Origin of the sequence: Streptomyces sp. NBC_00249 (assembly GCF_026342355.1) — a bacterium.
GTDB lineage: Bacteria > Actinomycetota > Actinomycetes > Streptomycetales > Streptomycetaceae > Streptomyces.
The window spans coordinates 667,817-694,289 of record NZ_JAPEMV010000003.1 but is presented as its reverse complement, the minus strand read 5'-3'; the positions used below and the strand labels follow the sequence as shown (position 1 = coordinate 694,289).

The following is a 26,473-nucleotide window of genomic DNA, read 5'->3' as shown; positions in this document are numbered from 1 at the left end:
GGTGCTCAGGGCCCGTCGAGCTCCTGGTCGATGAGCGCGAAGATGTCGTCGACGGTCGCGCTGCGCAGCCGTGCGTCGGAGGCCTCGTCGGGCGACGGGCCGCCCGCCCGTTCGTGGGTCGCGGTGCTCTCGCCGAAGGCCGCCAGCACACCGTGCAGGCGGGTCCTGATCCGGGAGCGGACGAGGTCGTCGTCGGCGCCGACGGCGGCGAGGGCCGTCTCCAGCCGGTCGAGTTCGCCGAAGACCGCCAGGGCGGACGGGGCCTGCGCCGGGTCCGGCGCGAGGTCGAACCGGACGCGTTCGGCGAGCGCGACGGGGGTGGGACAGTCGAACACGAGGGTGGCCGGCAGCCGGAGTCCGGTGGCGGCGTTGAGACGGTTGCGCAGCTCCACCGAGGTCAGCGAGTCGAAGCCGAGCAGTTTGAACTCCCGGTTCCGGTCGACGTCGCGCGGGCCGCCGAGGCCGAGCACCGCCGCCACCTGGCTGCGTACCAGGTCGAGCAGGACGCTGTCCCGTTCGGGTTCGGACAGGGAGGCGAGCCGGTCGCGCAGGGCGTCGGCTCCGCCGGCCGCGACGGCGTCCCTGGCGGTGCGCCGGGTGGCCGGGCGGACCAGGGCGCGCAGGACCGCCGGGATCTCCCGGTCGCCGGCGTCCGGGCCCGCGGTGGGCGTGGCGGGGGCGAAGCGTACGGGGACCGCGACGGCATCTTCGCCGGTCCGGGCCGCGTCGAAGAGGGCGAGGCCCTCCTCCGCGCGGAAGGACAGCAGTCCGGAGCGGGCCATCCGCTCGCGTCCCGGCTCGTCCATCCCCGAGGCCATTCCGCTGTCGGCCCACGGGCCCCAGGCGATGGCGGTGGCGGGCAGGCCGGCCGCCCTGCGGCGCTGGGCGAGGGCGTCCAGGAACGCGTTGGCGGCGGCGTAGTTGCCCTGCCCGGCGCTGCCCAGGGTCGCGGCGACGGACGAGAAGAGGACGAACTCCGACAGGTCCAGGTCCCGGGTCAGGTCGTGGAGGTTGAGCGCGGCGTCGACCTTGGGGCGCAGGACCGCCTCCAGCCGGTCCGGGGTGAGCGAGGCGACCAGGCCGTCGTCGAGCACACCGGCCGCGTGGATCACCGCGGTCAGCGGCCGGTCCGCCGGCACGCCGGCCAGCAGTGCGGCGACCGCGTCCCGGTCGGCGGTGTCGCAGGCGGCGACCGTGACGGTCTCGGCGCCCCGGGCGAGCAGGTCGTCCCGTAGCGCGGCCGCTCCGTCGGCCGCCGGCCCGCGCCTGCTGGTGAGCAGCAGGTGCCGGACTCCGTGTCCGGTCACCAGGTGGCGGGCCACCAGAGCGCCGAGGGCCCCGGTGGCACCGGTGACGAGGACGGTGCCGGCGGGGTCGGGCGCGGCGGGGACGGTGAGGACGAGCTTGCCGATGTGCCGGGCCTGGCTGAGGTGGCGCAGTGCGCGGGGTGCCTGGCGTACGTCCCAGCAGGTGACGGGCAGCGGACGCAGCGCCCCGGTCTCGAACAGCGCCACCAGTTCGCGGAGCATGGCGCCGATGCGGTCGGGCCCTGCCTCGATGGTGTCGAAGGCGGTGTAGGCGGCGCCCCGGTGGTCCTCGGCGACCTGTGCGGGGTCGCGTACGTCCGTCTTGCCCATCTCGAGGAAGCGGCCGCCGTCGGCCAGTGTGCGCAGTGAGGCGTCCACGTAGTCGCCGGCGAGGGAGTTGAGTACGACGTCCACGCCGCGGCCTTCGGTGGCGGTCAGGAACCGCTGTTCGAAGCCGAGGTCGCGGGACGAGGCGAGGTGGTCCCCGTCCAGGCCGGCCGCCGCCCGCAGGGCTGCCCACTTGCCGGGGCCCGCGGTGCCGTAGACCTCGGCGCCGAGGTGGCGGGCCAGCTGGGTCGCGGCCATGCCGACGCCGCCCGCCGCGGAGTGGACCAGCAGCGACTGTCCGGCCCGCAGGCCCGCCAGGTCGACGAGGGCGTAGTAGGCGGTGAGGAACACGATCGGCACCGAGGCCGCCTCGGTGAACGTCCAGCCCTGCGGCATCCGCGCCACCATCCGGTGGTCGGTGACGGCGAGCGGGCCGAACGCCTCGGGGATCATGCCGAACACGCGGTCGCCCACGGCCAGTGCGGTGACTCCGGGGCCGGTCTCGGCCACGACGCCCGCGGCCTCGCTGCCGAGGGTGGCGGCGCCCGGGTACATGCCGAGGGCGATGAGGGCGTCACGGAAGTTGACGCCGGCGGCGCGTACGGCGATCCGGACCTGGCCCTCGCCGAGCGGGGCGGTGGCCGCGGGGTTCTCGGTCAGTGCGAGGTCGTCGAGGGTGCCGGCGGCGCCTGCGGCCCCTGTCGCCGCTGTCGCCCCTGTGGCCCCTGTGGTCAGGCGCCAGGCGGTGGCACCGGGGCCGGGGCGCAGCGCGTCGGCGGCGGTCCGGCGGGCGAGCCGGGGTACGTACGCGACGCCGTTGCGCAGCGCGAACTGCGGTTCGCCGGTCGCCAGCGCGGCGGGCAGCGCCCGCCCGGAGGGCCCGTGACCGTCGAGGTCGTCGTCGTCGGTGTCGACGAGGACCACGCGGCCCGGGTTCTCCGACTGGGCGGACCGTACGAGGCCCCAGAGGGCGCTCTGGGCCGGATCGGTGACCGTGGTTCCGGGTGTGGGGGCGACCGCGCCCCGGGTGAGCAGGACCAGCCGGGCGTGCGCGGTCCGGTCGTCGCCGAGCCAGGTCCGCAGGAGTTCGAGGCCCTGCCGGGTCACCGCGTGGACGTCCTGCGCCGTACCGTCGCCGGTGGCGCGCGGGGCCGGCAGCAGGACGGCGTCCGGGAGCGTGTCCGCGTCGCCGAGGCCGGCGAGGAGCGTGAGGAGACCCGCGTGGTCTTCGGCCCGGGTGACGGTCCAGGCGGGTGCGGCGGTGTCCTCCAGGGGGAGGGTGGGCCAGTCCAACCGGTACAGGGTGTCCTGGTGCTCGACCTGCCGCGCGGAGGACAGCTGATCGGCCGTCACCGCCCGCAGCACGAGGGACTCCACGGAAGCCACCGGCCGGCCCGTGGCGTCGGCGGCGAGGAGCGACACCGTGTCCGGGGCGGGCGAGGTCAGCCGGACGCGCAGGCTCGTGGCACCGGTCGCGTCCAGCCGTACGCCGCTCCAGGCGAACGGGATCCGCCCCTGCCCGGTGTCGGGCAGCAGGCCGCCGAGGCCGACCGCGTGGAGGGCGGAGTCGAGCAGGGCCGGGTGCACGCCGAAGCCATCGACGGGGGTGTCCTGGGGCAGCGCGACCTCCGCGAACACCTCCCCGTCACGCTGCCACAGCCCGCGCAGCCCCTGGAACACCGGCCCGTAGCCGAAGCCGAGTTCCGTCAGCCGCTCGTAATACCCCTCGAGCGGGACGGGCCGGGCGGCGGCGGGCGGCCACGGGGAGAGCTCCTCCCCCAGGCCTGGGCGTACGGGCGGCTCCGTGGCGAGTACGCCGACGGCGTGGGTCGACCAGGGTTCGTCGGGGCTCGCGCCGTCCGGCCGGGAGTGGACCTGCACGGTCCGGCGCCCGGTGTCGTCGGGTCCGGCGACGGTGACCTGGAGCTGGACGCCGCCCTGGGCGGGCAGGACGAGCGGAGCCTGGAGGGTGAGCTCGTCGACCCGGTCGCAGCCGGTCTCGTCGGCGGCCCGGATCGCGAGGTCCACCAGGGCCGTACCGGGCAGCAGCACCGCGCCCATGACCTGGTGTTCCGCCAGCCAGGGCTGGGCCGTCAGCGACAGCCGCCCGGTGAGGACGACGCCGTCGCCGTCGGCGAGTGCCACCGCTGCGCCCAGCAGCGCGTGGTCCGCCGATCGCAGGCCGGCGCCGGCGAGGTCCCCGACGGCGGGGCCGGTGTCGAGCCAGTACCGGGTGTGTTGGAAGGCGTAGGTGGGGAGGTCGATGCGTTGGGCGCCGTCTCCGGCGAGGACGGCCGTCCAGTCGACGGGGGTGCCGTGGACGTGGAGTTGGGCGAGGGCGGTGGTGACGGCCAGGGCCTCGGGGCGGTCGGCCCGCAGGACGGGGACGGCGGTGGGGCCGCCGTCTAGGACACCCTCGGCCAGGGCGGTCAGGACACCACCCGGGCCGATCTCCAGGAACGTGTTCACTCCCTCTTCGGCGAGAGCAGTGACCGCGTCCGCGAAACGGACGGTCTCACGGACGTGGCGGACCCAGTAGTCGACGGAGCAGAACTCCTCCGCCGGGACCGGACGGCCGGTAAGGGCGGAGACGACGGGCAGGGTGGGAGTGTCGAAGGCGACCGTCTCGACGGCCTTGCGGAAATCGGCCAGCATCGGGTCCATGAGCGGGGAATGGAAAGCGTGCGAGACGGACAGCGCCTTCGACTTGCGGCCCTCGGCCGACAACCGGTCGACGACTGCGGCTACGGCGTCCTCCGCGCCCGAAACCACCACCGATGACGGCCCGTTGACGGCAGCGATACCCGCACGGTCCTCGTACCCGGCCAGCAGCGCTCGTACCTCATCCTCCGAAGCCTGCACCGCCACCATGACACCCCCCTCGGGAAGCGCCTGCATCAGACGGCCGCGCGCCGCCACCAGAGCGGCCGCGTCTTCGAGGGAGAAGACCCCCGCCACATGGGCGGCGGCGAACTCGCCCACCGAATGCCCGGCCAGGAAGTCCGCCCGCACACCCCACGACTCCACCAGCCGGAACAACGCCACCTCGACCACGAACAACGCCGGCTGCGCATACTCCGTCCGGTTCAGCAGCTCCACGTCCTCACCGAAGACGACGTCGCGCAGCGGACGCTCCAGATGACCGTCCACATGAGCACACACCGCGTCGAACGCATCCGCGAACACCGGGAAGGCCACGTACAGTTCACGCCCCATCCCCAGCCGCTGGCTCCCCTGCCCCGAGAACAGGAACGCCGTCCTGCGGTCCGAGGAGACGGTGCCGCGGAGGGCCGGGGCGGCCGTGTCACGGGACGCCAGGGCGCGCAGCGTCGGCAGGAAGTCGTTCCGGTCGGTGCCGAGCGCCACCGCTCGGTGGTCCAGGGCGGCGCGTGTCGTGGCCAACGACAGGGCCACGTCGGCCGGTTCGAGCTCCGGGTGGCTCTCGATGTGAGCGAGGAGGCGTTCGGCCTGGTCGCGGAGGGCTTCGGGGCTGGTGCCGGACAGGAGCCACGGGACGACGCCCGGCTCGGGGCGGGTCTCGTCGTGGTCCGGGGCCGGGGCCGGGGCCGGGGGCTGCGGCGGGGCCTGCTCGATGATGACGTGGGCGTTGGTGCCGCTCACGCCGAAGGAGGAGATTCCGGCGCGGCGGGTGTGTGTGCGGTCGTCGGGCCAGGCCACGGGCTCGGCCAGCAGCTCGACCGCGCCCGTCGTCCAGTCGACGTGCGGGGTCGGCGCGTCCACGTGCAGGGTCCTGGGGAGGACGCCGTGTCGGAGGGCCTGCACCATCTTGATGATCCCGCCCACTCCGGCGGCGGCCTGCGTGTGCCCGATGTTCGACTTCAGCGAGCCCAGCCACAGCGGCCGGTCCCCGTCTCGGTCCTGGCCGTAGGTGGCCAGCAGTGCCTGGGCTTCGATGGGGTCCCCGAGCTTGGTGCCGGTGCCGTGCGCCTCGACCACGTCGATGTCGGCGGTCGACAGCCCCGCGTTCGCCAGGGCCTGGCGGATGACCCGCTGCTGTGCCGGGCCGTTCGGGGCGGTCAGGCCGTTGGAGGCGCCGTCCTGGTTCACGGCCGAGCCGCGGACGACCGCCAGTACCTGGTGGCCGTTGCGGCGGGCGTCGGAGAGCCGCTCGACCAGCAGCAGGCCTACGCCTTCGCCCCAGCCCGTGCCGTCGGCGGCGGACGCGAAGGACTTGCAGCGGCCGTCGGCGGCCAGTCCGCGCTGCCGGCTGAACTCGATGAAGGCGTGGGGGCTGGACATCACCGTCACCCCGCCGGCCAGGGCGAGGTCGCACTCTCCGCGGCGCAGGGCCTGGGCGGCGAGGTGCAGGGCGACCAGCGAGGACGAGCAGGCTGTGTCCACCGTCAGCGTCGGTCCTTCGAGACCGAAGGTGTAGGCGATCCGGCCGGAGACGACGCTGCCGGAGCTTCCGGTGCCGATGTAGCCCTCCAGGTCCTGCGGGACGCTCAGCAGGCGCGCCGCGTAGTCCTGGTAGCCGGAGCCGATGTAGACGCCCGTGCTGGTGCCCCGCAGCGAGGTGGGGTCGATCCCGGCCCGTTCGAACGCCTCCCAGGAGGTCTCCAGCAGCAGCCGCTGCTGCGGATCCATGGCGAGGGCCTCGCGGGGCGAGATCCCGAAGAACAGCGGGTCGAAGTCGGCGACGTCGTAGAGGAATCCGCCGTCCTTGGCGTAGGTGGTGCCGGGCCGGTCGGGGTCCGGGTCGTAGAGGGAGTCGAGGTCCCAGCCCCGGTCGGCGGGGAAGCCGCCGATCGCGTCGCGGCCTTCGGCGACCAGCCGCCAGAGGTCTTCGGGGGTGCGTACGTCGCCCGGGTAGCGGCAGCTCATGGCGACGATGGCGACGGGCTCGTCGTCCTCGGAGGTGCGGGGGCCCGCCACGGTGCGGGTGGCCAAGGCGGTGTGGCCGCTGGTGGCGGCCGTCAGTTCGGTCAGCAGGTGGGCGGCCAGGACGGCCGGGGTGGGGTGGTCGAAGACGAGGGTGGCGGGGAGGTGGACACCGGTGGCCGTGTTCAGCCGGTTGCGCAGTTCGACGGCGGTCAGGGAGTCGAAGCCCAGTTCGCGGAAGGCGCGTTCGGCGGCGACGGCGTCCGTGTCCGGGTGGCCGAGTACGGCCGCCGCCTCGCTCCGTACGAGTGCGAGGACCGCGCGGGCCTGCTCGGGCCCGGTCAGGGTCATGGTCCGGCGGACGAATGCGGGCAGTTCGCCGTGGGGCGTCGTTCGCGCGGTCGCGTCCGCTGCCGCGGCCAGGGCGGCGGCGGCCTCGGGGATGTCTGCGATCAGCGGGCTGGGCCGGAGCAGGGTGAAGGAGGGTGCGAAGTGCTCCCAGGTGACGTCGGCGACCGTCACCGTCGTCTCGTCGTGTTCCAGGGCCGCGCGGAGCGCCGCGAGGGCGGACGCCGGGTCGAGGGCGGGGAGTCCGCGCTTGCGGAGCCGTTCCTCGGCGTCGCCGTCCTCGACCATTCCGCCGCCCGCCCAGGGCCCCCAGGCGACGGCCGTGGCGGTGAGGCCGCGTGCCCGGCGGTGCTCGGCGAGCGCGTCGAGGGAGGCGTTCGCCACCGCGTACGCGGCCTGCCCGGCCGCACCCCATACGCCGGAGATCGACGAGAAGAGCACGAAGGCGTCCAGCGGGCGGTCGCCCAGCAGGTCGTCCAGGTGGCGGGCGCCCGCCGCCTTGGCCGCGAGGACGTCCGCGAACTCCTGAGGCGTCGTCCCGGCCAGCATGCCGGGTGTGCCCACTCCGGCGGCGTGCACGACGGCGGTCAGCGGATGGTCCCCGGTCAGGCCGTCGAGGAGCCGTGCCACGGCGTCGCGGTCGGCGATGTCGCAGGCCTCGATGGTGACCTTCGCTCCGCGTTCCTCCAGTTCGGTGCGGAGCGCGTCGGCGCCTGCCGCGGCTGCTCCGCGCCGGCTGATCAGTACGAGGTGTGCCGCGCCGGCGTCGGCGAGCCAGCGGGCCACGTGTGCGCCCAGGGCGCCGGTGCCCCCGGTGATCAGGACGGTTCCGCGCGGCTGCCATCCGGCGGTCGCGGTGTGCGGGCCCGCCGCGCCCTGCGGGGAGCGCTGCAGGCGTCGTACGAAGACCCCCGCGGCCCGTACGGCCAGCTGGTCCTCGGCCGCGTGGGCGCCTGCGAGCGTGGCGGCGAAGCGGCGGGCCGCTCGGTCGTCCAGTACCTCGGGCAGGTCCAGCAGGCCGCCCCAGCGGGCTGAGTGTTCGAGCGCCGCTGTGCGGCCGAGTGCCCAGACCTGTGCCTGGTGCGGGCTGCGGAGCGGGTCGGAGGGGCCCGTGGACACGGCGCCCCGGGTCACGCACCACAGGGGTGCGTGGAGGGTGGTGTCGCCGAGGGCCTGGACGAGCGCGAGGGTCGCGGCGAGCCCCTCGGGGAGCACGGGGTGTGCGGGGTGCGGGTGTTCGGCGAGCGCCAGCAGGGAGAGGACTCCCGCGGCGTCCTCGTCGGCCGTCGCGGTCCGCAGCCGGTCGGCGAGGTCCGCGCGTCCGGCGCCCGGCTCCACGGGGACGGGGCGGACCTCGGCGCCGTGGTCGCGCAGGGCGCGCAGGACGGCGGCCACCCAGGGGTCGTCGTCCGCCAGGGGCCCGGCGGGCACGGCGACGAGCCAGGTGCCGGGTAACCGGAGCCCGGTGGCGGGGGCCGCCGCGGGCTTCCACGCGGTCCGGTAGCGCCGGCCGTCCAGGGTGGACCGTTCGCGGTGCCTGCGCCGCCACAGGGTGAGCGCGGGCAGTACGGAGCTGAGCGGTGCGTCGTCGGCCAGGTCGAGCCGTTGCGCGAACGCTTCGAGGTCCGCGCGCTCCACGGCCTCCCAGAACCCGGTCTCGGCCGGGTCCGCCGCTCCGGCGTCGGGCTGCCCGCCGGAGAAGGCCGTCGACTCCAGCCAGTACCGGCGGCGCTGGAAGGCGTACGTGGGCAGGTCGGGGAGTACGGGGCCGCGTGCGCCGAGGAGTGCGGTCCAGTCGGGCGTGACGCCGTGGACGTGGAGCTGGGCCAGGGCGGAGGTGACCGCGAGGTCCTCGGGGCGGTCCGTACGCAGGACCGGCAGGGCCACCGCCGGCCGTGTGCCGAACAGCGGCTGCGCCAGGGCCGTCAGGACACCGCCGGGGCCGATCTCGACGAACACCGACGCTCCGGCGTCCGACAGGGCGCCCACCGCGTCCGCGAAGCGCACGGGCTCACGGACCTGCCGCACCCAGTACCCGGCGTCGGCCAGCTCCCCGGCGGTCACCGGGCGGCCCGTGACCGTGGACACGACCGCGATGGCCGGTTCGGCGAAGGCCACGCCTTCGACGGCCTTGCGGAAGTCGGCCAGCATCGGGTCCATGAGCGGCGAGTGGAAGGCGTGCGAGACGGACAGCGCCTTCGACTTGCGGCCATCGACCGACAGCCGCTCGACGACTGCGGCTACGGCGTCCTGAGCGCCCGAAACCACCACGGCTGAGGGCCCGTTGACGGCGGCGATGCCCGCACGGTCCTCGTACCCGGCGAGCAGTTCCCGCACCTCATCCTCCGAGGCCTGCACCGCCACCATCACTCCCCCGGCCGGGAGCGCCTGCATCAGACGGCCGCGCGCCGCCACGAGCTGCGCCGCGTCGTCCAGCGACAGGGCACCCGCCACGTGGACCGCCGCGAACTCGCCCACCGAATGGCCCGCCAGGAAGTCCGGCCGGACACCCCAGGACTCCAGCAGCCGGAACAACGCCACTTCGACGGCGAACAGCGCGGGCTGCGTGGAGCCGGTCCGGTTCAGGAGTTCGGCGTCCTCGCCGAACACCACGCTCTTCAAAGGCAGTTCGAGGTGGGGGTCGAGCGCGGCGCACACCGCGTCGAAGGCCTCGGCGAACACCGGGAAGGCGGCGTACAGCTCACGGCCCATGCCGAGCCGCTGGCTCCCCTGCCCCGAGAACAGGAACGCCACCTTGCTCTTGCGTGCCGTCGTCGTGCCCTCGAAGACACAGCCCGTCGGTTCGTGGCGGGCGAAGGCGGTGAGGGCGGCGAGCAGTTCATCGCGGTCCCGGCCGACGACGGCGGCGCGGTGCGGGAGCCCCGCACGTGTCGTCGCGAGGGCGTGGGCGAGGTCGGCGGCCGGGATCAGCGGGTGGTCCTGTGCGTACGACAGGAGGCGCCGGGCCTGTTCGGGCAGCGCCTCGGGGCTGCGGGCCGAGAGCGGCCAGAGGAGCGGGGTCCGGGAGGGCGCGGGCTCCTCCGTCGGGTCGGCGGCCGGTTCGGGGGCGGGTTCCTCGAGGACGACGTGGGCGTTGGTGCCGCTGACGCCGAACGAGGACACGCCCGCCCGGCGCGGCCCTTCCCCGCGCGGCCAGTCGACGGGCTCGGTGAGCAGCCGGACGGCGCCCGCCGACCAGTCCACGTGCGGGGAGGGTGCGTCGAGGTGCAGGGTGCCCGGGAGGACCCCGTGGTGCATGGCCATGACCATCTTGATGACGCCCGCGACACCGGCGGCGGCCTGGGTGTGGCCGATGTTGGACTTGAGCGCGCCGAGCAGCAGGGGCCGGCCGGCGGGCCGGTCCTGGCCGTACGTGGCCAGGAGTGCCTGGGCTTCGATGGGGTCGCCGAGCGCGGTGCCGGTGCCGTGTGCCTCGACGGCGTCGACGTCCGCGCCGGTGAGGCCGGCGTCGGCCAGGGCCTGCCGGATGACCTTCTGCTGCGCGGGGCCGCTGGGGGCGGTGAGGCCGTTGGAGGCGCCGTCCTGGTTGACCGCACTGCCCCGGACCACGGCGAGGACGCGGTGGCCGAGGCGCCGGGCGTCGGAGAGCCGTTCGACGAGGAGCATGCCGACGCCCTCGGACCAGCCGGTGCCGTCGGCGGCGGCGGAGAACGGCTTGCACCGGCCGTCGGCGGCCAGGCCGCGCTGCCGGCTGAACTCCATGAACGCGCCCGGCGTGGACATGACCGTCACTCCGCTGACCAGGGCGAGCGAGCACTCGTCCTTGCGCAGTGCCTGGGCGGCGAGGTGGAGGGCGACCAGCGACGACGAGCACGCTGTGTCGACGGTGACCGCGGGGCCTTCGAGGCCGAAGGTGTAGGCGAGGCGTCCGGAGATGACGGCGGCGGCGTTGCCCGTGCCCAGGTATCCGTCGAAGTCCTCCGGGGAGGTGGACAGCCGTGCGTAGTCCTGGCCGTTGGTGCCGGCGAAGACTCCGGTGCGGCTGCCGCGCAGGGCTGCCGGGTCGATGCCGGCCCGTTCGAACGCCTCCCAGGCGGTCTCCAGGAGCAGCCGCTGCTGCGGGTCCATCATCAGGGCCTCGCGCGGCGAGATGCCGAAGAACCCGGCGTCGAACTCGCCGACGCCGTCGAGGAACCCGCCGTGCCGTACGTAGCAGGTGCCCGGGTGGTCCGGGTCGGGGTCGTACAGCGCGTCCAGGTCCCAGCCGCGGTCGGCGGGGAAGCCGGTGATCGCGTCGCCGCCGTCCGCCACCAGCCGCCACAGTTCCTCGGGCGAGGTCACCCCGCCGGGGAAGCGGCAGCTCATCGCGACGATCGCGATCGGCTCGTGGGCGTCGGACGTCAGCTTCCGGTTCTGGCGGCGCAGCCGCTCGGTCTCCTGGAGGGAGGCCCGCAGTGCCTGAACGATCTTCTCGTTCGATGTGGTCATCATGTGCTCCGTACTCAGGCCGTTGATCAGGCTTCGCTGTCGCCGAGCGCCAGTTCGATGAGGTTGTCGAGGTCCATCTCCGCGATCGCGGAGTCGGCGTCCGCGTCCGCGTCCGCGTCGGGGCCGCTCGCGAGGTCGCGGGCGGCGCCGTCCGGGTGTGTCCGGCCGGCGGACGGTGCCGCCGCCAGGTCCAGCAGGGCGTCCATCAGCCCGGCCTCCCGCAGGCGGGCCAGCGGGATCGACGCGAGGGCCTGCCGTACGTGAGCTTCGTCCGGCCCTCCGTCCCCCTGGCCGGCGCCCGTTCCCGCGGGGTGCAGTTCGCCGAGGAGACGGCCGGTGAGCGCGTCCGGGGTGGGGTGGTCGAAGACCATCGTCATCGGCAGCCGCAGACCCGTCGCGGCGCCGATCCGGTTGCGGAGTTCGACCGCGGTCAGCGAGTCGAAGCCGAGGTCCCGGAAGGCGCGGTCGGGCTCGACCGCGTCCGTACTCGGGTAGCCCAGTACGGCCGCGGCCTCCTTCTGGACCAGTTCCAGCAGCAGCTCGTGCCGGTCCGGCGGGGTGAGGCCGGAGAGCCTCCGTACCAGGTCCGATGCGGTGCTGGTGGCTGCGCCGTCGCCCCGGTCGGTGTCACCGTCTTCGGCGCCGTCCAGCGCCGCCCGGGCCTCGGGGAGGGCGGAGAGCAGGGCGCTCGGCCGGCCGATGGTGAAGGACGGGGCGAACCTCGGCCAGTCGACGTCGGCCACCACCACGGCGGTCTCGTCGCGGTCCATGGCGAGTTGGAGCGCCGCCACCGCCAGGGCCGGGGAGAGCGAGGGCAGTCCGCTGCGCCGGAGGTACTCCTCGGCCCCGCCGTCGGCGGCCATGCCGCCCTCGGCCCAGGGACCCCAGGCCACGGCGGTCGCGGTGAGTCCCCTGGCCCGGCGGTGCTGGGCGAGCGCGTCGAGGAAGGCGTTGCCCGCCGAGTAGGCGGCCTGGCTGCCGCTGCCCCACACGCCGGAGACGGACGAGAAGAGGACGAACGCGTCCAGTTCCCGGTCTGCGAGCAGCTCGTCCAGGTGGACCGCGCCGGTGACCTTGGCCGATACGACGGCGGCGAGTTCCGCCGGGCTGGTGTCCGCGACGGCCGAGAACTGCGGAAGTCCCGCGGCGTGCACGACGGCGGTGAGCGGTGCGGGGTCGTCGGTGAGCCCGTCCAGCAGGCCGGCGAGGGCCGCCCGGTCGGCGACGTCGCATGCGGCGACCGTGACCCGCGCCCCCAGCGCCCTGAGTTCGGCCGCGAGTTCGGGCGCCCCCGCGGCCGCTTCACCGCGCCTGCTGGTGAGGACCAGGTGCTCGGCGCCGCCCCGGGCCAGCCAGCGGGCGGCGTGCCCGCCGAGCGAGCCCGTCCCGCCGGTGATCAGTACGGTGCCGCGCGGCTTCCAGGCGCGGTCGGCTCCCCCGGTGGCACGGGGCATCCGGGCCAGCCTGCGTACCAGCAGCCCGGAAGCGCGTACGGCGAGCTGGTCCTCGCCGCCGGAGTCACCGAGTACGTCGGCCAGCCGGGCGAGCGCCCGCTCGTCGGGCGTCGCGGGGAGGTCGACCAGACCGCCCCAGCGCTGCGGGGCCTCCAGCGCCACCGCACGCCCGAGGCCCCATACGAGGCTCTGGAGCGGCCGCGTGAGCGGCTGGGAGCCGCTCACCGACACGGCGGCCGCGGTGACGCACCACAGCGGTGCGTCCAACTCCAGCGCGGCGAGGGCCTGTACGAGCGCGACGGTGGCCGTCAGGCCGGCCGGCAGGCCGGTGTGGACCGGGTGGCTGCGCTCGTCGAGCGCCAGCAGCGACAGCACGCCGGCCACGGGTGCCGCGTCCCCGGCGACCGCGTCGCGCAGCAGCTCGGTGAGCGCCGCGCGGTCGGCCCCCGGGTCGGAGACGGTGACGCACAGCGGGCCGGCGCCCCGGTCGCGCAGCGTCCGGGCGTACGGCTCGGCGGCCTCGGCGTCCGGCGCCACGACCAGCCAGGGGCCCGACAGCGGACGGGACGGCGTGCCGGTGAGCGGCTGCCACACCGCCTGGTAGCGCCAGCCGTCCAGCGTGGAACGGGTACGGCTCTCCTCGCGCCAAGAGGACAGCGCGCCGAACAGCGCATCCAGCGGCGCCCCGGCTTCCACGCCCAGCCGAGCGGCGAGCGCCTCGGCCCGCCCGCTCTCGACCGCCTCCCAGAACTCCGCTTCCGCCGGGTCCTCGGGCCCCGTCCCGCGGGCCGGTGCGGCGGGGGCCGCGGCCGTCTCGAGCCAGTAGTGCTCACGCTGGAAGGCGTAGGTGGGGAGGTCGATGCGCTGGGCGCCGTCTCCGGCGAGGACGGCCGTCCAGTCGACGGGGGTGCCGTGGACGTGGAGTTGGGCGAGGGCGGTGGTGACGGCCAGGGCCTCGGGGCGGTCGGCCCGCAGGACGGGGACGACGGTGGGGCCGCCGTCTAGGACACCCTCGGCCAGGGCGGTCAGGACACCACCCGGGCCGATCTCCAGGAACGTGTTCACACCCTCCTCGGCGAGAGCAGTGACCGCGTCCGCGAAACGGACGGCCTCACGGACGTGACGGACCCAGTAGTCGACGGAACAGAACTCGTCGGCCGGGATCGGGCGGCCGGTGAGGGTGGAGACGATGGGCAGGGCGGGAGCGCCGAAGGAGACGCTCTCGACGGCCTTGCGGAAGTCGGCCAGCATCGGGTCCATGAGCGGCGAGTGGAAAGCGTGCGAGACGGACAGCGCCTTCGACTTGCGGCCCTCGGCCGACAGCCGCCCGACCACTGCGGCTACGGCGTCCTGAGCGCCCGAAACCACCACGGCTGAGGGCCCGTTGACGGCAGCGATACCCGCACGGTCCTCGTGACCGGCCAGCAGCGCTCGTACCTCGTCCTCCGAGGCCTGCACCGCCACCATGACACCCCCCTCAGGAAGCGCCTGCATCAGACGGCCACGCGCGGCCACCAGAGCGGCCGCGTCTTCGAGGGAGAAGACCCCCGCCACATGGGCGGCGGCGAACTCGCCCACCGAATGCCCGGCCAGGAAGTCCGCCCGCACACCCCACGACTCCACCAGCCGGAACAACGCCACCTCGACCGCGAACAACGCCGGCTGCGCATACTCCGTCCGGTTCAGCAGCTCCACGTCCTCACCGAACACAACATTCCGCAGCGGACGCTCCAGATGACCGTCCACATGAGCACACACCGCGTCGAACGCATCCGCGAACACCGGGAAGGCCACGTACAGTTCACGCCCCATCCCCAGCCGCTGGCTCCCCTGCCCCGAGAACAGGAATCCCGTACGTCCTTCCGCCGGGCGCGCGACGCCCCGTACGAGTTCCGCGGCCGGCTCCCCCTGGCTCAGGGACTTCAGGCCGGCGGCCAGTTCGTCCGTGGTGCGGCCGAGGACGACCGCGCGGTGGGTGTGGGCGGTGCGGGATTCGGCCAGCGAGAGGGCGAGGTCCGCCGGGGCGAGGTCCGGGTGGTTCGCCGTGTGGGTCAGGAGGTTGTGTGCCTGTGCGCGCAGGGACGCTTCGTCCTTGCCCGACACCGTCCAGGGCAGGTAGGGGGCTTCGGCAGGCGTTCCGTCGTCGGCCGCCGCGCCGGGCGTGGGGGCCGGGGCCTGCTCGATGATGGTGTGGGCGTTGGTGCCGCTCACGCCGAACGAGGAGACCGCCGCCCGTCGCGGGTGGCCGTTCTCCGTCCAGGTGACGGGCTCGGTGAGCAGGCGTACCGCGCCCGTCGACCAGTCGACGTGCGGGGTCGGCGCGTCCACGTGCAGGGTCTTCGGCAGCATGCCGTGGCGGAGCGCCATCACGGTCTTGATCACGCCCGCCACACCGGAGGCGGCCTGGGTGTGGCCGATGTTGGACTTGAGGGAGCCGAGCCACAGGGGCCGGTCGGCGGGCCGGTCCTGGCCGTACGTGGCCAGCAGCGCCTGCGCTTCGATGGGGTCGCCGAGCGCGGTGCCGGTGCCGTGCGCCTCGACGGCGTCGACGTCGGCGGTCGACAGCCCGGCGTTCGCGAGTGCCTGGCGGATGACGCGTTGCTGCGCGGGGCCGTTGGGGGCGGTCAGGCCGTTGGAGGCGCCGTCCTGGTTGACCGCGCTGCCCCGCACGACCGCGAGTACCGGGTGGCCGTTGCGTTGCGCGTCGGACAGCCGCTCGACCAGCAGCATGCCGACGCCCTCGCCCCAGCCCGTGCCGTCGGCGGCGGCCGCGAACGGCTTGCAGCGGCCGTCGGCGGCCAGCCCGCGCTGGCGGCTGAACTCGACGAAGGCGTTGGGGCTCGCCATCACGGCCGCGCCGCCGACGAGTGCGAGCTCGCACTCGCCCTGGCGCAGGGCCTGCGTGGCCAGGTGCAGCGCGACCAGTGAGGACGAGCAGGCCGTGTCCACCGTCATGGCAGGTCCCTCGAGGCCGAGGGAGTACGCGATCCGGCCCGACATGACGCTGCTGGAGGCGCCCGTGAGGAGGTGCCCCTCCACGCCGTCGGGCAGGTCGCCCGGGCCCGCGCCGTATCCCTGGTAGCCGGAGCCGACGAAGACACCGGTCCGGCTGCCGCGTACGGCGGAGGGTGCGAGCCGGGCACGTTCCAGTGCCTCCCAGGCGGCTTCCAGGAGGAGCCGCTGCTGGGGGTCCATGGCGAGGGCCTCGCGCGGGGAGATCCCGAAGAACGTGGAGTCGAAGCGGCCGGCGTCGTAGAGGAACGCGCCCTCGTCGACGTACGTGGTGCCGGGGTGTTCGGGGTCCGGGTGGTACAGGGCGTCGAGGTCCCAGCCGCGGTCGGCGGGGAAGGACGACACGGCGTCGACGCCGTCCACGAGGAGCTGCCACAGCTGCTCTGGGGAGTTCGCGCCGCCCGGGAACCGGCAGCTCATGGCGACGATCGCGATCGGCTCGTCGGGGGCCGTCGCCGTACGCCCGGCCGGTGTGGCGGCGCTCGCGCCCACGGTGGCGGCGCCCGGTCCGGCGACCTCGGCGGCCAGGAACGCGGCGAGGGCGTCCGCGTTGGGGTGGTCGAAGACCAGGGTGGTCGGCAGCCGGAGCCCGGTGGCCGTGTTCAGCCGGTTGCGCAGTTCGACAGCGGTGAGCGAGTCGAACCCGAGGTCCTTGAAGGACCGGTCGGAGGCCACGGCGTCCCGGCCCGGGTGGCCGAGCGCCCGGGCCACCTCGGTCCTGACGAGGTCGAGCAGGACGCGTCGGCGCTCCGGCTCCGCGAGGGTCGCGAGCTCGGTGCCGAGGGAGGACGCCGCGGCGTCCCCCCGGCCGTCACCGGTGCCTGCGGTCGACGCGGTGTCGGCGAGGGCTTTGCGCACCTCCGGGAGGTCGGCGAGGAGTGGACTGGGCCGGGCGATGGTGAAGGCGGGTGCGAACCGGTCCCAGCTGACGTCCGCGACGACGACCGTGGTCTCGTCGTGGTCCAGGGCGCGTTGGAGCGCGGCGATCGCGGTGTCCGGGGACATCGCGGGCAGACCGCGTCGGCGCAGGTGCGCTTCCGCCTCGCCCTCGTCCACCATGCCGCCGTCCGCCCAGGGGCCCCAGGCCACCGCGGTGGCGGCGAGGCCTCGGGAGCGCCGCTGTTCGGCGAGTCCGTCGAGGAACGCGTTGGCTGCCGAGTAGGCGGCCTGCCGGCCGCTGCCCCACACGCCGGCCACCGAGGAGAAGAGGACGAAGGCGTCCAGCGGCCGGTCGCCCAGCAGCGCGTCGAGGTGCGTCGCGCCCGTCACCTTGGCGGAGACGACGTCCGCGAGGTCGCCGAGGTCCAGGGTGTCGGTCGGCGCGAACTGTGGCATGCCTGCCGCGTGCACCACCGCGGACAGCGGATACCGGTCCTCGGGCAGCGACCGGAGCAGGGCGGCGACGGCCTCGCGGTCGGACACGTCGCAGGCGGCGACGGTGACCTTGACACCCAACTCCTCTATTTCTGCCGCCAGTTCAGCCGCACCGGGAGCCTCGGGGCCGCGCCGGCCGGTCAGTACGACATGCTCCGCGCCGCGCTCCGCGACGTACCGCGCCACCCGCGCGCCCAGCGCGCCGGTGCCACCGGTGATCAGTACGGTGCCGCGCGGCTGCCAGGCCCCGCCGGCCGGTACGGCAGCGGGGAGGGTGCGCACCAGGCGCCGGACGAAGATCCCGGACGACCGGATCGCGAGCTGGTCCTCGGCAGCAGGTGCGGCCAGCACCGAGACCAGACGGCGGGCCGTCCGCTCGTCCGGGGCACCGGCCAGGTCGACCAGTCCGCCCCAGCGCTCCGGGAACTCCAGGGCCACCGAACGTCCGAGCCCCCAGACCATGCCCTGGACGGGGCCGGCCAGCGGGTCGGACCGGCCGACCGTGACCGCTCCCGTGGTGACGCACCAGAGCGGTGCCGCCACCTCCGCGTCGCCCAGCGCCTGGACGAGCAGCGTGGTCATCGCGAGACCGGTGGTCAGCTCCGGGTGGGCGGGGTGCGGTTCCTCGGCGAGCGCGAGCAACGACAGGACCCCGGCCGGTGAGGTGCCACCAAGCTCCAGGCGCAGGCGTCCGGCGAGCGCCGGACGGTCCTCGTCGGCGCGCACGACCAGCGATACGACGTCTGCGCCGTGGCGGGACAGTGCGGCCGTGAGGCCGCTGACCGTGGGGTCGTCCTCGGTGCCGGCGGGGACGGCGAGCAGCCAGGGACCGGTCAGCTGGGCGGCCTCCCGGCCGGTGAGCGGCTTCCACGCGATCCGGTAACGGCTGCCGTCGACGACGGACCGGTCCCGCTGCTGCCGTCGCCACTGGGACAGGGCCGGCAGTACGGAGCTGAGCGGGGTGTCCTCGTCGACTTCCAACTGCCCGGTGAGGGCTGCGAGGTCCTGGCTCTCGACGGCTTCCCAGAACCCGTCCGCCGCCGGGTCGGCGGCGCCCGTGGCGGGTGCGGGCTCGTGCGGGTCGGCGGGGAGGAGCCAGTACGGCGTGCGGCGGAAGGCGTAGGTGGGGAGGTCGATGCGCCGGGCTCCGCGTCCGGCGAGGACGGCCGTCCAGTCGACGGGGATCCCGCGGACGTGGAGTCCGGCGACGGCGGTGGTGACGGCCACGTCCTCGGCACGGTCGGCGCGCAGGAGGGGGACGGTGACCGCGTGTTCGTCGTCCAGGACGTCCTGGGCCAGCGCGGTCAGGACCCCGCCGGGGCCGATCTCCAGGTACGTACGGACGCCCTCGTCGGCGAGGGAGGTGACGGCATCGGCGAAGCGCACGGCCTCGCGGACGTGGCGGACCCAGTGGTCGACGGAGCAGAACTCGTCGGACGGGACCGGACGGCCGGTGAGCGTGGAGACGACGGGCAGGCGCGGGGCGTGGAAGGTGACCGTCTCCACGGCCTTGCGGAAGTCGGCCAGCATCGGGTCCATGAGCGGCGAGTGGAAGGCGTGGGAGACGGCGAGGGCCTTCGTCTTGCGGCCGTCGGCCGACAACCGGTCGACGACTGCGGCTACGGTGTCCTCCGCGCCCGAAACCACCACCGATGACGGGCCGTTGATGGCGGCGACACCCGCACGCCCCTCGTAACCGTCGAGCAGTTCTCGTACCTCATCCTCCGAGGCCTGTACGGCGACCATCACTCCCCCGTCGGGAAGCGCCTGCATCAGACGGCCACGCGCCGCCACGAGCCTCGCCGCGTCCTCCAGCGAGAGCACATCCGCCACATGAGCGGCGGCGAGCTCGCCCACCGAGTGCCCGGCCAGGAAGTCCGGCCGGACCCCCCAGGACTCCACCAGCCGGAACAACGCCACCTCGACCGCGAACAACGCCGGCTGCGCATACTCCGTCCGGTTCAGCTGCTCCGCGTCCTCACCGAACACGACGTCCCGCAAGGGCTGTTCGAGGTGCGCGTCCAGTGCTGAGCACGCGGCGTCGAAGGCTGCGGCGAACACCGGGAAGGCCGCGTGCAGTTCACGTCCCATCCCGAGCCGCTGGCTCCCCTGCCCCGAGAACAGGAACGCGGTCCGGCTGCCGGTGGCGGAGGCCGTTCCCCGGAGGGTTTGCGTGCCGGACGTGTCGCCGTGTGCGAGGGCGGTCAGCTCCCGGATCAGCTGGTCGCGGTCCGCGCCGATGACCGCCGCGCGGTGCGGGAAGGCGGTGCGGGTGGTCGCCAGGGAGAGGGCGATGTCGGTGGCGTCGGTTCCGGGGGTGGACCGGACGTGCCCGAGGAGGCGTTCGGCCTGGGCGTGGAGGCCGGCTTCGTCCTTCGCGGAGATCAGCCAGGGGACGGCCGGTCGGGTGTCGGCGTCTTCCGGCTCGGGGCGGGGTTCGTCGGCGGCTTCGGCCGGTGCCTGTTCGATGACGACGTGCGCGTTGGTGCCGCTGACACCGAACGAGGACACGCCTGCCCGGCGCGGACGACCGGGCTCCGCCCACTCCACCGGCTCGGTCAGCAGCTTGACCGCGCCCGCCGACCAGTCGACGTGCGGCGACGCCTCGTCCACGTGCAGCGTCTTCGGCAGCACACCGTGACGCATCGCCATCACCATCTTGATCACACCCGCCACACCCGCCGCGGCCTGCGTGTGACCGATGTTGGACTTGACCGTGCCCAGCCACAGGGGCCGGTCGGCGGGGCGGTCGTTGCCGTAGGACTTGAGCAGGGCCTGCGCTTCGATCGGGTCGCCGAGCGTCGTCCCCGTGCCGTGGGCCTCGACCGCGTCGACCTCGCCGGCCGTCAGGCCGGCGTCGGCGAGTGCCTGCCGGACGACGCGCTGCTGCGCCGGGCCGTTCGGGGCGGTGAGGCCGTTGGAGGCGCCGTCCTGGTTGATCGCGGAGCCCCGCACGACGGCCAGTACGCGGTGGCCGTTGCGGCGGGCGTCCGAGAGGCGTTCCACGAGCAGCATGCCCGCGCCCTCGGCCAGGCCGGTGCCGTCGGCCGAGGCGGCGAAGGCGCGGCAGCGGGCGTCCGGGGACAGCCCGCGCTGGCGGCTGAAGCCGATCAGCGCGCCCGGGGTCGACATGACGGTGACGCCGCCTGCCAGGGCGAGGTCGCATTCGCCCCGGCGCAGGGACTGCGCCGCCAGGTGGAGGGCGACCAGGGAGGAGGAGCAGGCGGTGTCCACCGTCACGGCGGGGCCTTCGAGGCCGAAGGTGTAGGAGAGCCGTCCTGAGACGACGGAGGCGGAGTTGGCGGTGAGGAGGTGGCCCTCCATGCCGTCCGTGCCGTCCGTGCCGTCGTGCCGGTGCTGGGTGAGGCCGACGGCGTAGTCCTGCCCGTTGGTGCCGGCGAAGACTCCGGTGCGGCTGCCGCGCAGCGTGGCGGGGTCGATTCCGGCCCGCTCGAACGCCTCCCACGAGGTCTCCAGCAGCAGCCGCTGCTGGGGGTCCATGGAGAGGGCCTCGCGCGGGGAGATCCCGAAGAACGCCGCGTCGAACTCGCCCGCGTCGTGGAGGAAGCCGCCTTCCCGGACGTAGCTGGTGCCGGGGTGGTCGGGGTCCGGGTCGTACAGCGCGTCGAGGTCCCAGCCGCGGTTGACGGGCAGGCCGGTGATGGCGTCGGTGCCGTTCGCCACGAGGTCCCAGAGGTCTTCCGGGCTGCGGACCTCACCGGGCAGGCGGCAGCTCATCGCGACGATGGCCACGGGTTCGTCGGTGTCCGCGCCGGGGCGTCGGCCGGGCGCGTCGGGTGCGGCTGTGACGAGGGCGGTGCCGGGGTGGCCACCGGGGATCTCGTCCAGGAGGTGGCCGGCGAGTGCCGAGGGGGTGGGGTGGTCGAAGACGACGGTCGCGGGCAGCCGTACTCCGGTGGCGGTGGCGAGCCGGTTGCGCAGTTCCATCGCGGCCAGGGAGTCGAAGCCCAGTTCGCGGAAGGCCCGGCCGGGGTCGACGGCGTCGGGGGCGGTGTGGCCGAGTACGGCGGCGACCTGGTGGCGCACGAGGGTGAGGAGGGTGGTTTTGCGTTCCGCGGGCGGCAGCGCGGCCAGCCGGGAGAGTTCCGCGGAGTGGCCTCCGTGGCCGGATGCGCTCTGCGCGGTGCGCCGGGAGGGCGTCCGGATCAGGCCGCGCAGCAGGGGCGGGACGGGGTGCGCCGCCGCCTGGGTGCGCATCGCGGCCAGGTCGAGGCGTACGGGCGCCAGGGCCGCGTCGTCCAGGGTCCGGGCGGTGTCGAGGAGGCGCAGGCCCTCTTCCGCGCCGAGCGGGACGAGGCCGGCGCGGGCCATCCGGCGCAGGTCGCCCGTGTCCAGGCGGGTCTGGTCACCGCGCTCGTCCCAGACGCCCCAGGCGAGGGAGGAGGCCGGGAGGCCCTGGGCGCGGCGCTGGTGGGCGAGGGCGTCCAGGAAGGCGTTGCCGGCCGCGTAGGCGGCCTGCCCGGCGCCGCCGAGGGTACCGGCGAAGGAGGAGAAGAGGACGAAGGCCGCGAGGTCGTGGTCGCGGGTGAGGGCGTGGAGGTTGAGTGCGGCGTCGACCTTGGGCCGCAGGACCTGGTCGAGGTCGTCGGGGGTGAGGGCGTCGACGAGCCCACCGGCCACCACGGCCGCGGCGTGGACGACGGCGGTGAGCGGCCGGTCGGCGGGGAGGCCGGCGAGGAGGGCGGCCAGGGCTTCGCGGTCGGCGGCGTCGCAGGCGGCGAGGGTGACGGTGGCGCCGAGTGCGGTGAGTTCGTCGCGGAGTTCGGCGGCCCCGGCGGCGTCGGGGCCCCGGCGGCCGGTGAGGACGATGTTGCGGACGCCGTGGGCGGTGATGAGGTGCGCGGCGACGAGTCTGCCGAGGGCGCCGGTGCCGCCGGTGATCAGGGCGGTGCCCTGCGGGTCAAGGGCTCGGGCGGGGGCGGCGTCGGTGGTGACGGGTACCCGGGCCAGGCGGGGTACGGACATCCGGCCCGCGCGCAGGGCCAGTTGGGGTTCCCCGGTGGCGACGGCCGCGGCGAGGCGGCGCAGGGAGTCCGGCTCGCCGTCGGTGTCGGCCAGGACCAGGCGGTCGGCGTGCTCGGACTGGGCGGAGCGGATCAGACCCCAGACGGGTGCGTGCGCGGGCCGTGTCCCGCGTACGCGGTCGTCGGTGTCGCGGGGTGCCGGGACGGCGTCCCGGGTGAGGACGACGAGCCGGGAGGCGGCGAAGCGTTCGTCGGCCAGCCAGGCCTGGACGAGGGCGAGGGCGCTCCGCGCGGTCGCCCGGACCGTGTCGGCGTCGGACGTGTCGGACGTGTCGGCTACGGGGACGACGGCGGCCACGGTCGCGGGCACCGGTGCGCCCGCGGCGATCGCCTCGGTGAGGGCGGCCAGGTCCGGGTGGGTGTCCGCCGACCGGCCCGCGCCGCGCAGGGCGCGGGCGACCTCGTCGGCATCGGCCTCGGGGGTGACGCCGACGACGGCCCAGGGTGTGGTGGTGCCGGGCGCGGTGTCCGCGAGCGGCAGGACGGGCCAGTCCACGCGGTAGAGGGACTCGTGGTGGTCGGTGAGCGCCGCGCGGAGGTGTTCCTCGCGCACTTCGCGGAAGGTGAGGGTACCGACGGTGGCGACGGCCCGGCCGCTGTCGTCCGTGGCGGTGAGGGTCACGGCGTCGGCGCCGACCGGTGTCAGCCGGACCCTGAGCCGGGTGGCTCCGGTGGCGTACAGGCGTACGTCCTCCCAGGCGAAGGCCATCCGCCCGGTCCCCATGTCGCCGAGCGGGCCGAAGCCGACGCCGTGCAGGGCGGCGTCGAGGAGGGCCGGGTGCAGCCCGTACTTGGCGGTGTCGGACGGGCCGGAGGGGTCCGTGGGCAGGGCCACTTCGGCGAACACCTCGTCGCCGAGGCGCCAGGCGGCGTGCAGGCCCTGGAAGGCGGGGCCGTAGGCGAAGGAGCGGGCGGCGAGCTCGGGGTAGAAGTCGGCGAGTTCGACGGCGGTCGCGCCGCTGGGCGGCCAGACGGCCGGGTCCTGCGCGGGGGGCTCGGCGTCGGGGGCCGATGTCAGGACGCCGGTGGCGTGGCAGGTCCAGCTGTCGTCGGGTGCCGCGCCGTCGGGGCGGGAGTGGACGGTGACGTCCCGGCTGCCGGATCCGTCGGCCGGGCCGACCGCGACCTGGACGACGACGCCGCCCCGGTCGGGCAGGACCAGCGGTGCCTGGAGGGTGAGTTCGGTCAGGGTGTCGCAGCCGACGTGGTCGCCGGCGCGGACCGCGAGTTCCACGAAGGCCGTACCGGGCAGGAGGGTCGCGCCCATCACGACGTGGTCGGCGAGCCAGGGGTGGGTGTGGGTGGCCAGCCGGCCGGTCAGCAGCAGGCCGTCGGAGTCGGCGAGGGTGACGACGGCGCCCAGCAGCGGGTGGTCGGAGGAGGCCAGGCCGAGGCCCGCGGCGTCCGCGGCGGTGTGCGGGGCGTCGAGCCAGTACCGCTCGTGCTGGAAGGCGTACGTGGGCAGGGCGGTCCGGCGGGCGCCGGTGCCGGCGAAGACGGCCGGCCAGTCGAGGGCGACGCCGTGGGCGTGGGCCTCGGCGGCGGAGCGCAGGAAGCGGTCGGTGCCTCCTTCGCCGCGGCGCAGGGTGGCGAGGGGGACGGCGTTCCAGCCGAGGTCGTCGACGGTTTCCTGGATGCCGATGGTCAGCACCGGGTGGGCGCTGACCTCGATGAGGGCGTCGTGGCCGTCCCGTACGAGGGCGCGGGTGGCCTCTTCGAACCGTACGGTCCGGCGCAGGCTGCGGTACCAGTACTCGGCGTCGAGGGTGTCGGTGTCCACGACCGTGCCGGTGACCGTGGAGTAGAACGGCACGTCGCACGTCTGCGGGGTGATGTCGGCCAGCGCGTCGAGGACGCGTTCGCGGACGGCCTCGACGTGCGCGGAGTGGGAGGCGTAGTCCACGGCGATCAGCCGGGCCCGGACGTCGTCGGCGTGCAGGGCGTCGCGGAGTTCGGTGAGCGCGTCGGAGTCACCGGAGACGACGATCGACGTCGGGCTGTTCACGGCGGCGACGGACAGCCGCTCGCCCCAGTGCGCCATGCGGGGTGTGAGCTGCTCCAGCGGCAGGGCGACGGACAGCATGCCGCCCCGGCCGGAGAGCGCGGTCAGTGCCTGGCTGCGCAGCGCCACCACCTTCGCGGCGTCCGCGAGGGAGAGGGCGCCGACGACGCACGCGGCGGCGATCTCGCCCTGGCTGTGGCCCGCGACGGCCGAGGGGTGGACGCCGTGGGAGCGCCACAGTTCGGCCAGCGACACCATGACGGCGAACAGGACGGGCTGGACGACGTCGACCCGGTCGAAGCCGGGGGCCCCGGGCGCGCCCCGCAGGACCTCGGTCAGCGACCAGTCGACGTGGGGTGCGAGGGCCTCCTCGCACTGGCGGATGCGCTCGCGGAACACCGGGGCACCGTCGAGGAGTTCGACGGCCATGCCGGCCCACTGGGAGCCCTGGCCGGGGAACACGAAGGCGACCTGGCGGGTGTCGTCGGCGGTACCGCGTACGAGGGCGGTGCCGGCGGCGTCGGGCTGTCCGTCGGCGAGGGCGTCCAGGGCCCGGTCGAGTCCGGCCCGGTCCGGTGCGAGGAGCACGGCGCGGTGGGCGAAGGCGGTACGGGTGGTGGCGAGGGAGTACGCGATGTCGAGCGTGTCGGGGGTGGTGGCCGGACCGGCGGCGGCCAGGTGGGAGCGGAGCCGGGCGGCCTGTGCCGCGAGGGCGGCGGCGTTCTTGCCGGAGAGGGTCCAGGGGACGAGCGGAAGCCCGGTGCCCGGTGCGTCGGCGGTGCGGGCCGGGGCGGCGGGCACTCCCGACTCGGCGGCCGCGTCGGAGGGCTCACCGTCCGGGGCTTCGGCGTCCGGGGCTTCGGCGTCCGGCTGCCCGGTGGGGGCGAGGTGCTGTTCGATGACGATGTGCGCGTTGGTGCCGCTGACGCCGAAGGCGGAGACACCGGCGCGCCGGGGCCTGCCGGTGTCGGGCCAGTCGGCGTTCTCGGTGACCAGGGAGACGGCCCCGGCCGACCAGTCGACGTGCGGGGTCGGTTCGTCGGCGTGGAGGGTCTTCGGCAGTACGCCGTGGCGCAGGGCCTGCACCATCTTGATGATCCCGGCGACGCCGGCCGCCGCCTGGGTGTGCCCCAGGTTGGACTTGACGGAGCCGAGCCACAGCGGCCGGTCCGCCGGCCGGTCCTGGCCGTACGTGGCGAGCAGCGCCTGGGCTTCGATCGGGTCGCCGAGCGTGGTGCCGGTGCCGTGGGCCTCGACGATGTCCACGTCGGCCGGGGACAGCAGGGCGTTGGCCAGGGCCTGGTGGATGACGCGCTGCTGGGCGGGGCCGTTGGGCGCGGTGAGGCCGTTGCTCGCGCCGTCCTGGTTGACGGCGGAGCCCCGGACGACGGCCAGCACCGGGTGGCCCAGCCGGACCGCGTCGGAGAGCCGCTCGACGAGCAGCATGCCGACGCCCTCGGACCAGCCGGTGCCTTCGGCGGACGCCGAGAACGCCCGGCAGCGGCCGTCGGGGGACAGGCCGCGCTGGCGGCTGAACTCGACGAACGTCGTCGGCCCGGCCATCACGGTCACACCGCCCGCGAGCGCCATGTCGCACTCGCCCTGGCGCAGGGCCTGGACGGCGAGGTGCAGCGCCACGAGGGAGGAGGAGCAGGCGGTGTCGATGGTCACGGCGGGGCCTTCCAGCCCCAGCGTGTAGGCGATGCGGCCGGACACGACGCTGCCGGTGTTGCCGGTGCTGACGTATCCCTCGACGCCTTCGGGCATGGCCGGGAGACGGGAGACGTAGTCGTGGTACATGACTCCGGCGAACACCCCGGTACGGCTGCCGCGCAGGGACACCGGGTCCAGTTCGGCCCGTTCCACCGCCTCCCAGGCGGCCTCCAGGACCAGCCGCTGCTGGGGGTCCATGGCGAGGGCCTCGCGGGGGCCGATCCCGAAGAAGGCGGGGTCGAACTCGGCTGCCTCGTGGAGGAATCCGCCTTCCTTCGCGTAGCTCGTCCCCGGGTTCTCGGGGTCCGGGTCGTAGAGCGCGTCGAGGTCCCAGCCCCGGTCGGTGGGGAAGCCGGAGATCGCGTCGCCGCCCGAGGCGATCAGGTCCCACAGGTCCTCCGGGGACCGGACGCCGCCGGGGAAGCGGCAGCTCATGCCCACGATCGCGATCGGTTCGCGGTTCTTGCCCTCGGCCTCGCGCAGTCGCCGGCGCGCGTGCCGCAGATCGACGGTGGCACGCTTGAGGTAGTCGCGGAGCTTGTTCACGTCTGTCGTCATCTGGGTTCTGTTCCTCAACGCGAAGGGATGTCGTGCTGGTCG

General features: G+C 74.9%; 2 protein-coding genes. Both read right to left on the bottom strand.

All coding sequences use genetic code 11. The features are described from left to right. Nucleotides 1–5: 5 nt before the first annotated feature. On the bottom strand, nucleotides 6–11,273 hold the full coding sequence (locus OOK31_RS39400; protein ID WP_323188220.1) for a type I polyketide synthase: 11,268 nt from the start codon (nucleotides 11,271–11,273) through the stop codon (nucleotides 6–8). A gap of 26 nt (nucleotides 11,274–11,299) precedes the next feature. Then, on the bottom strand, nucleotides 11,300–26,431 hold the full coding sequence (locus tag OOK31_RS17100; RefSeq protein ID WP_267088095.1) for a type I polyketide synthase: 15,132 nt from the start codon (nucleotides 26,429–26,431) through the stop codon (nucleotides 11,300–11,302). Nucleotides 26,432–26,473 lie beyond the last annotated feature (42 nt).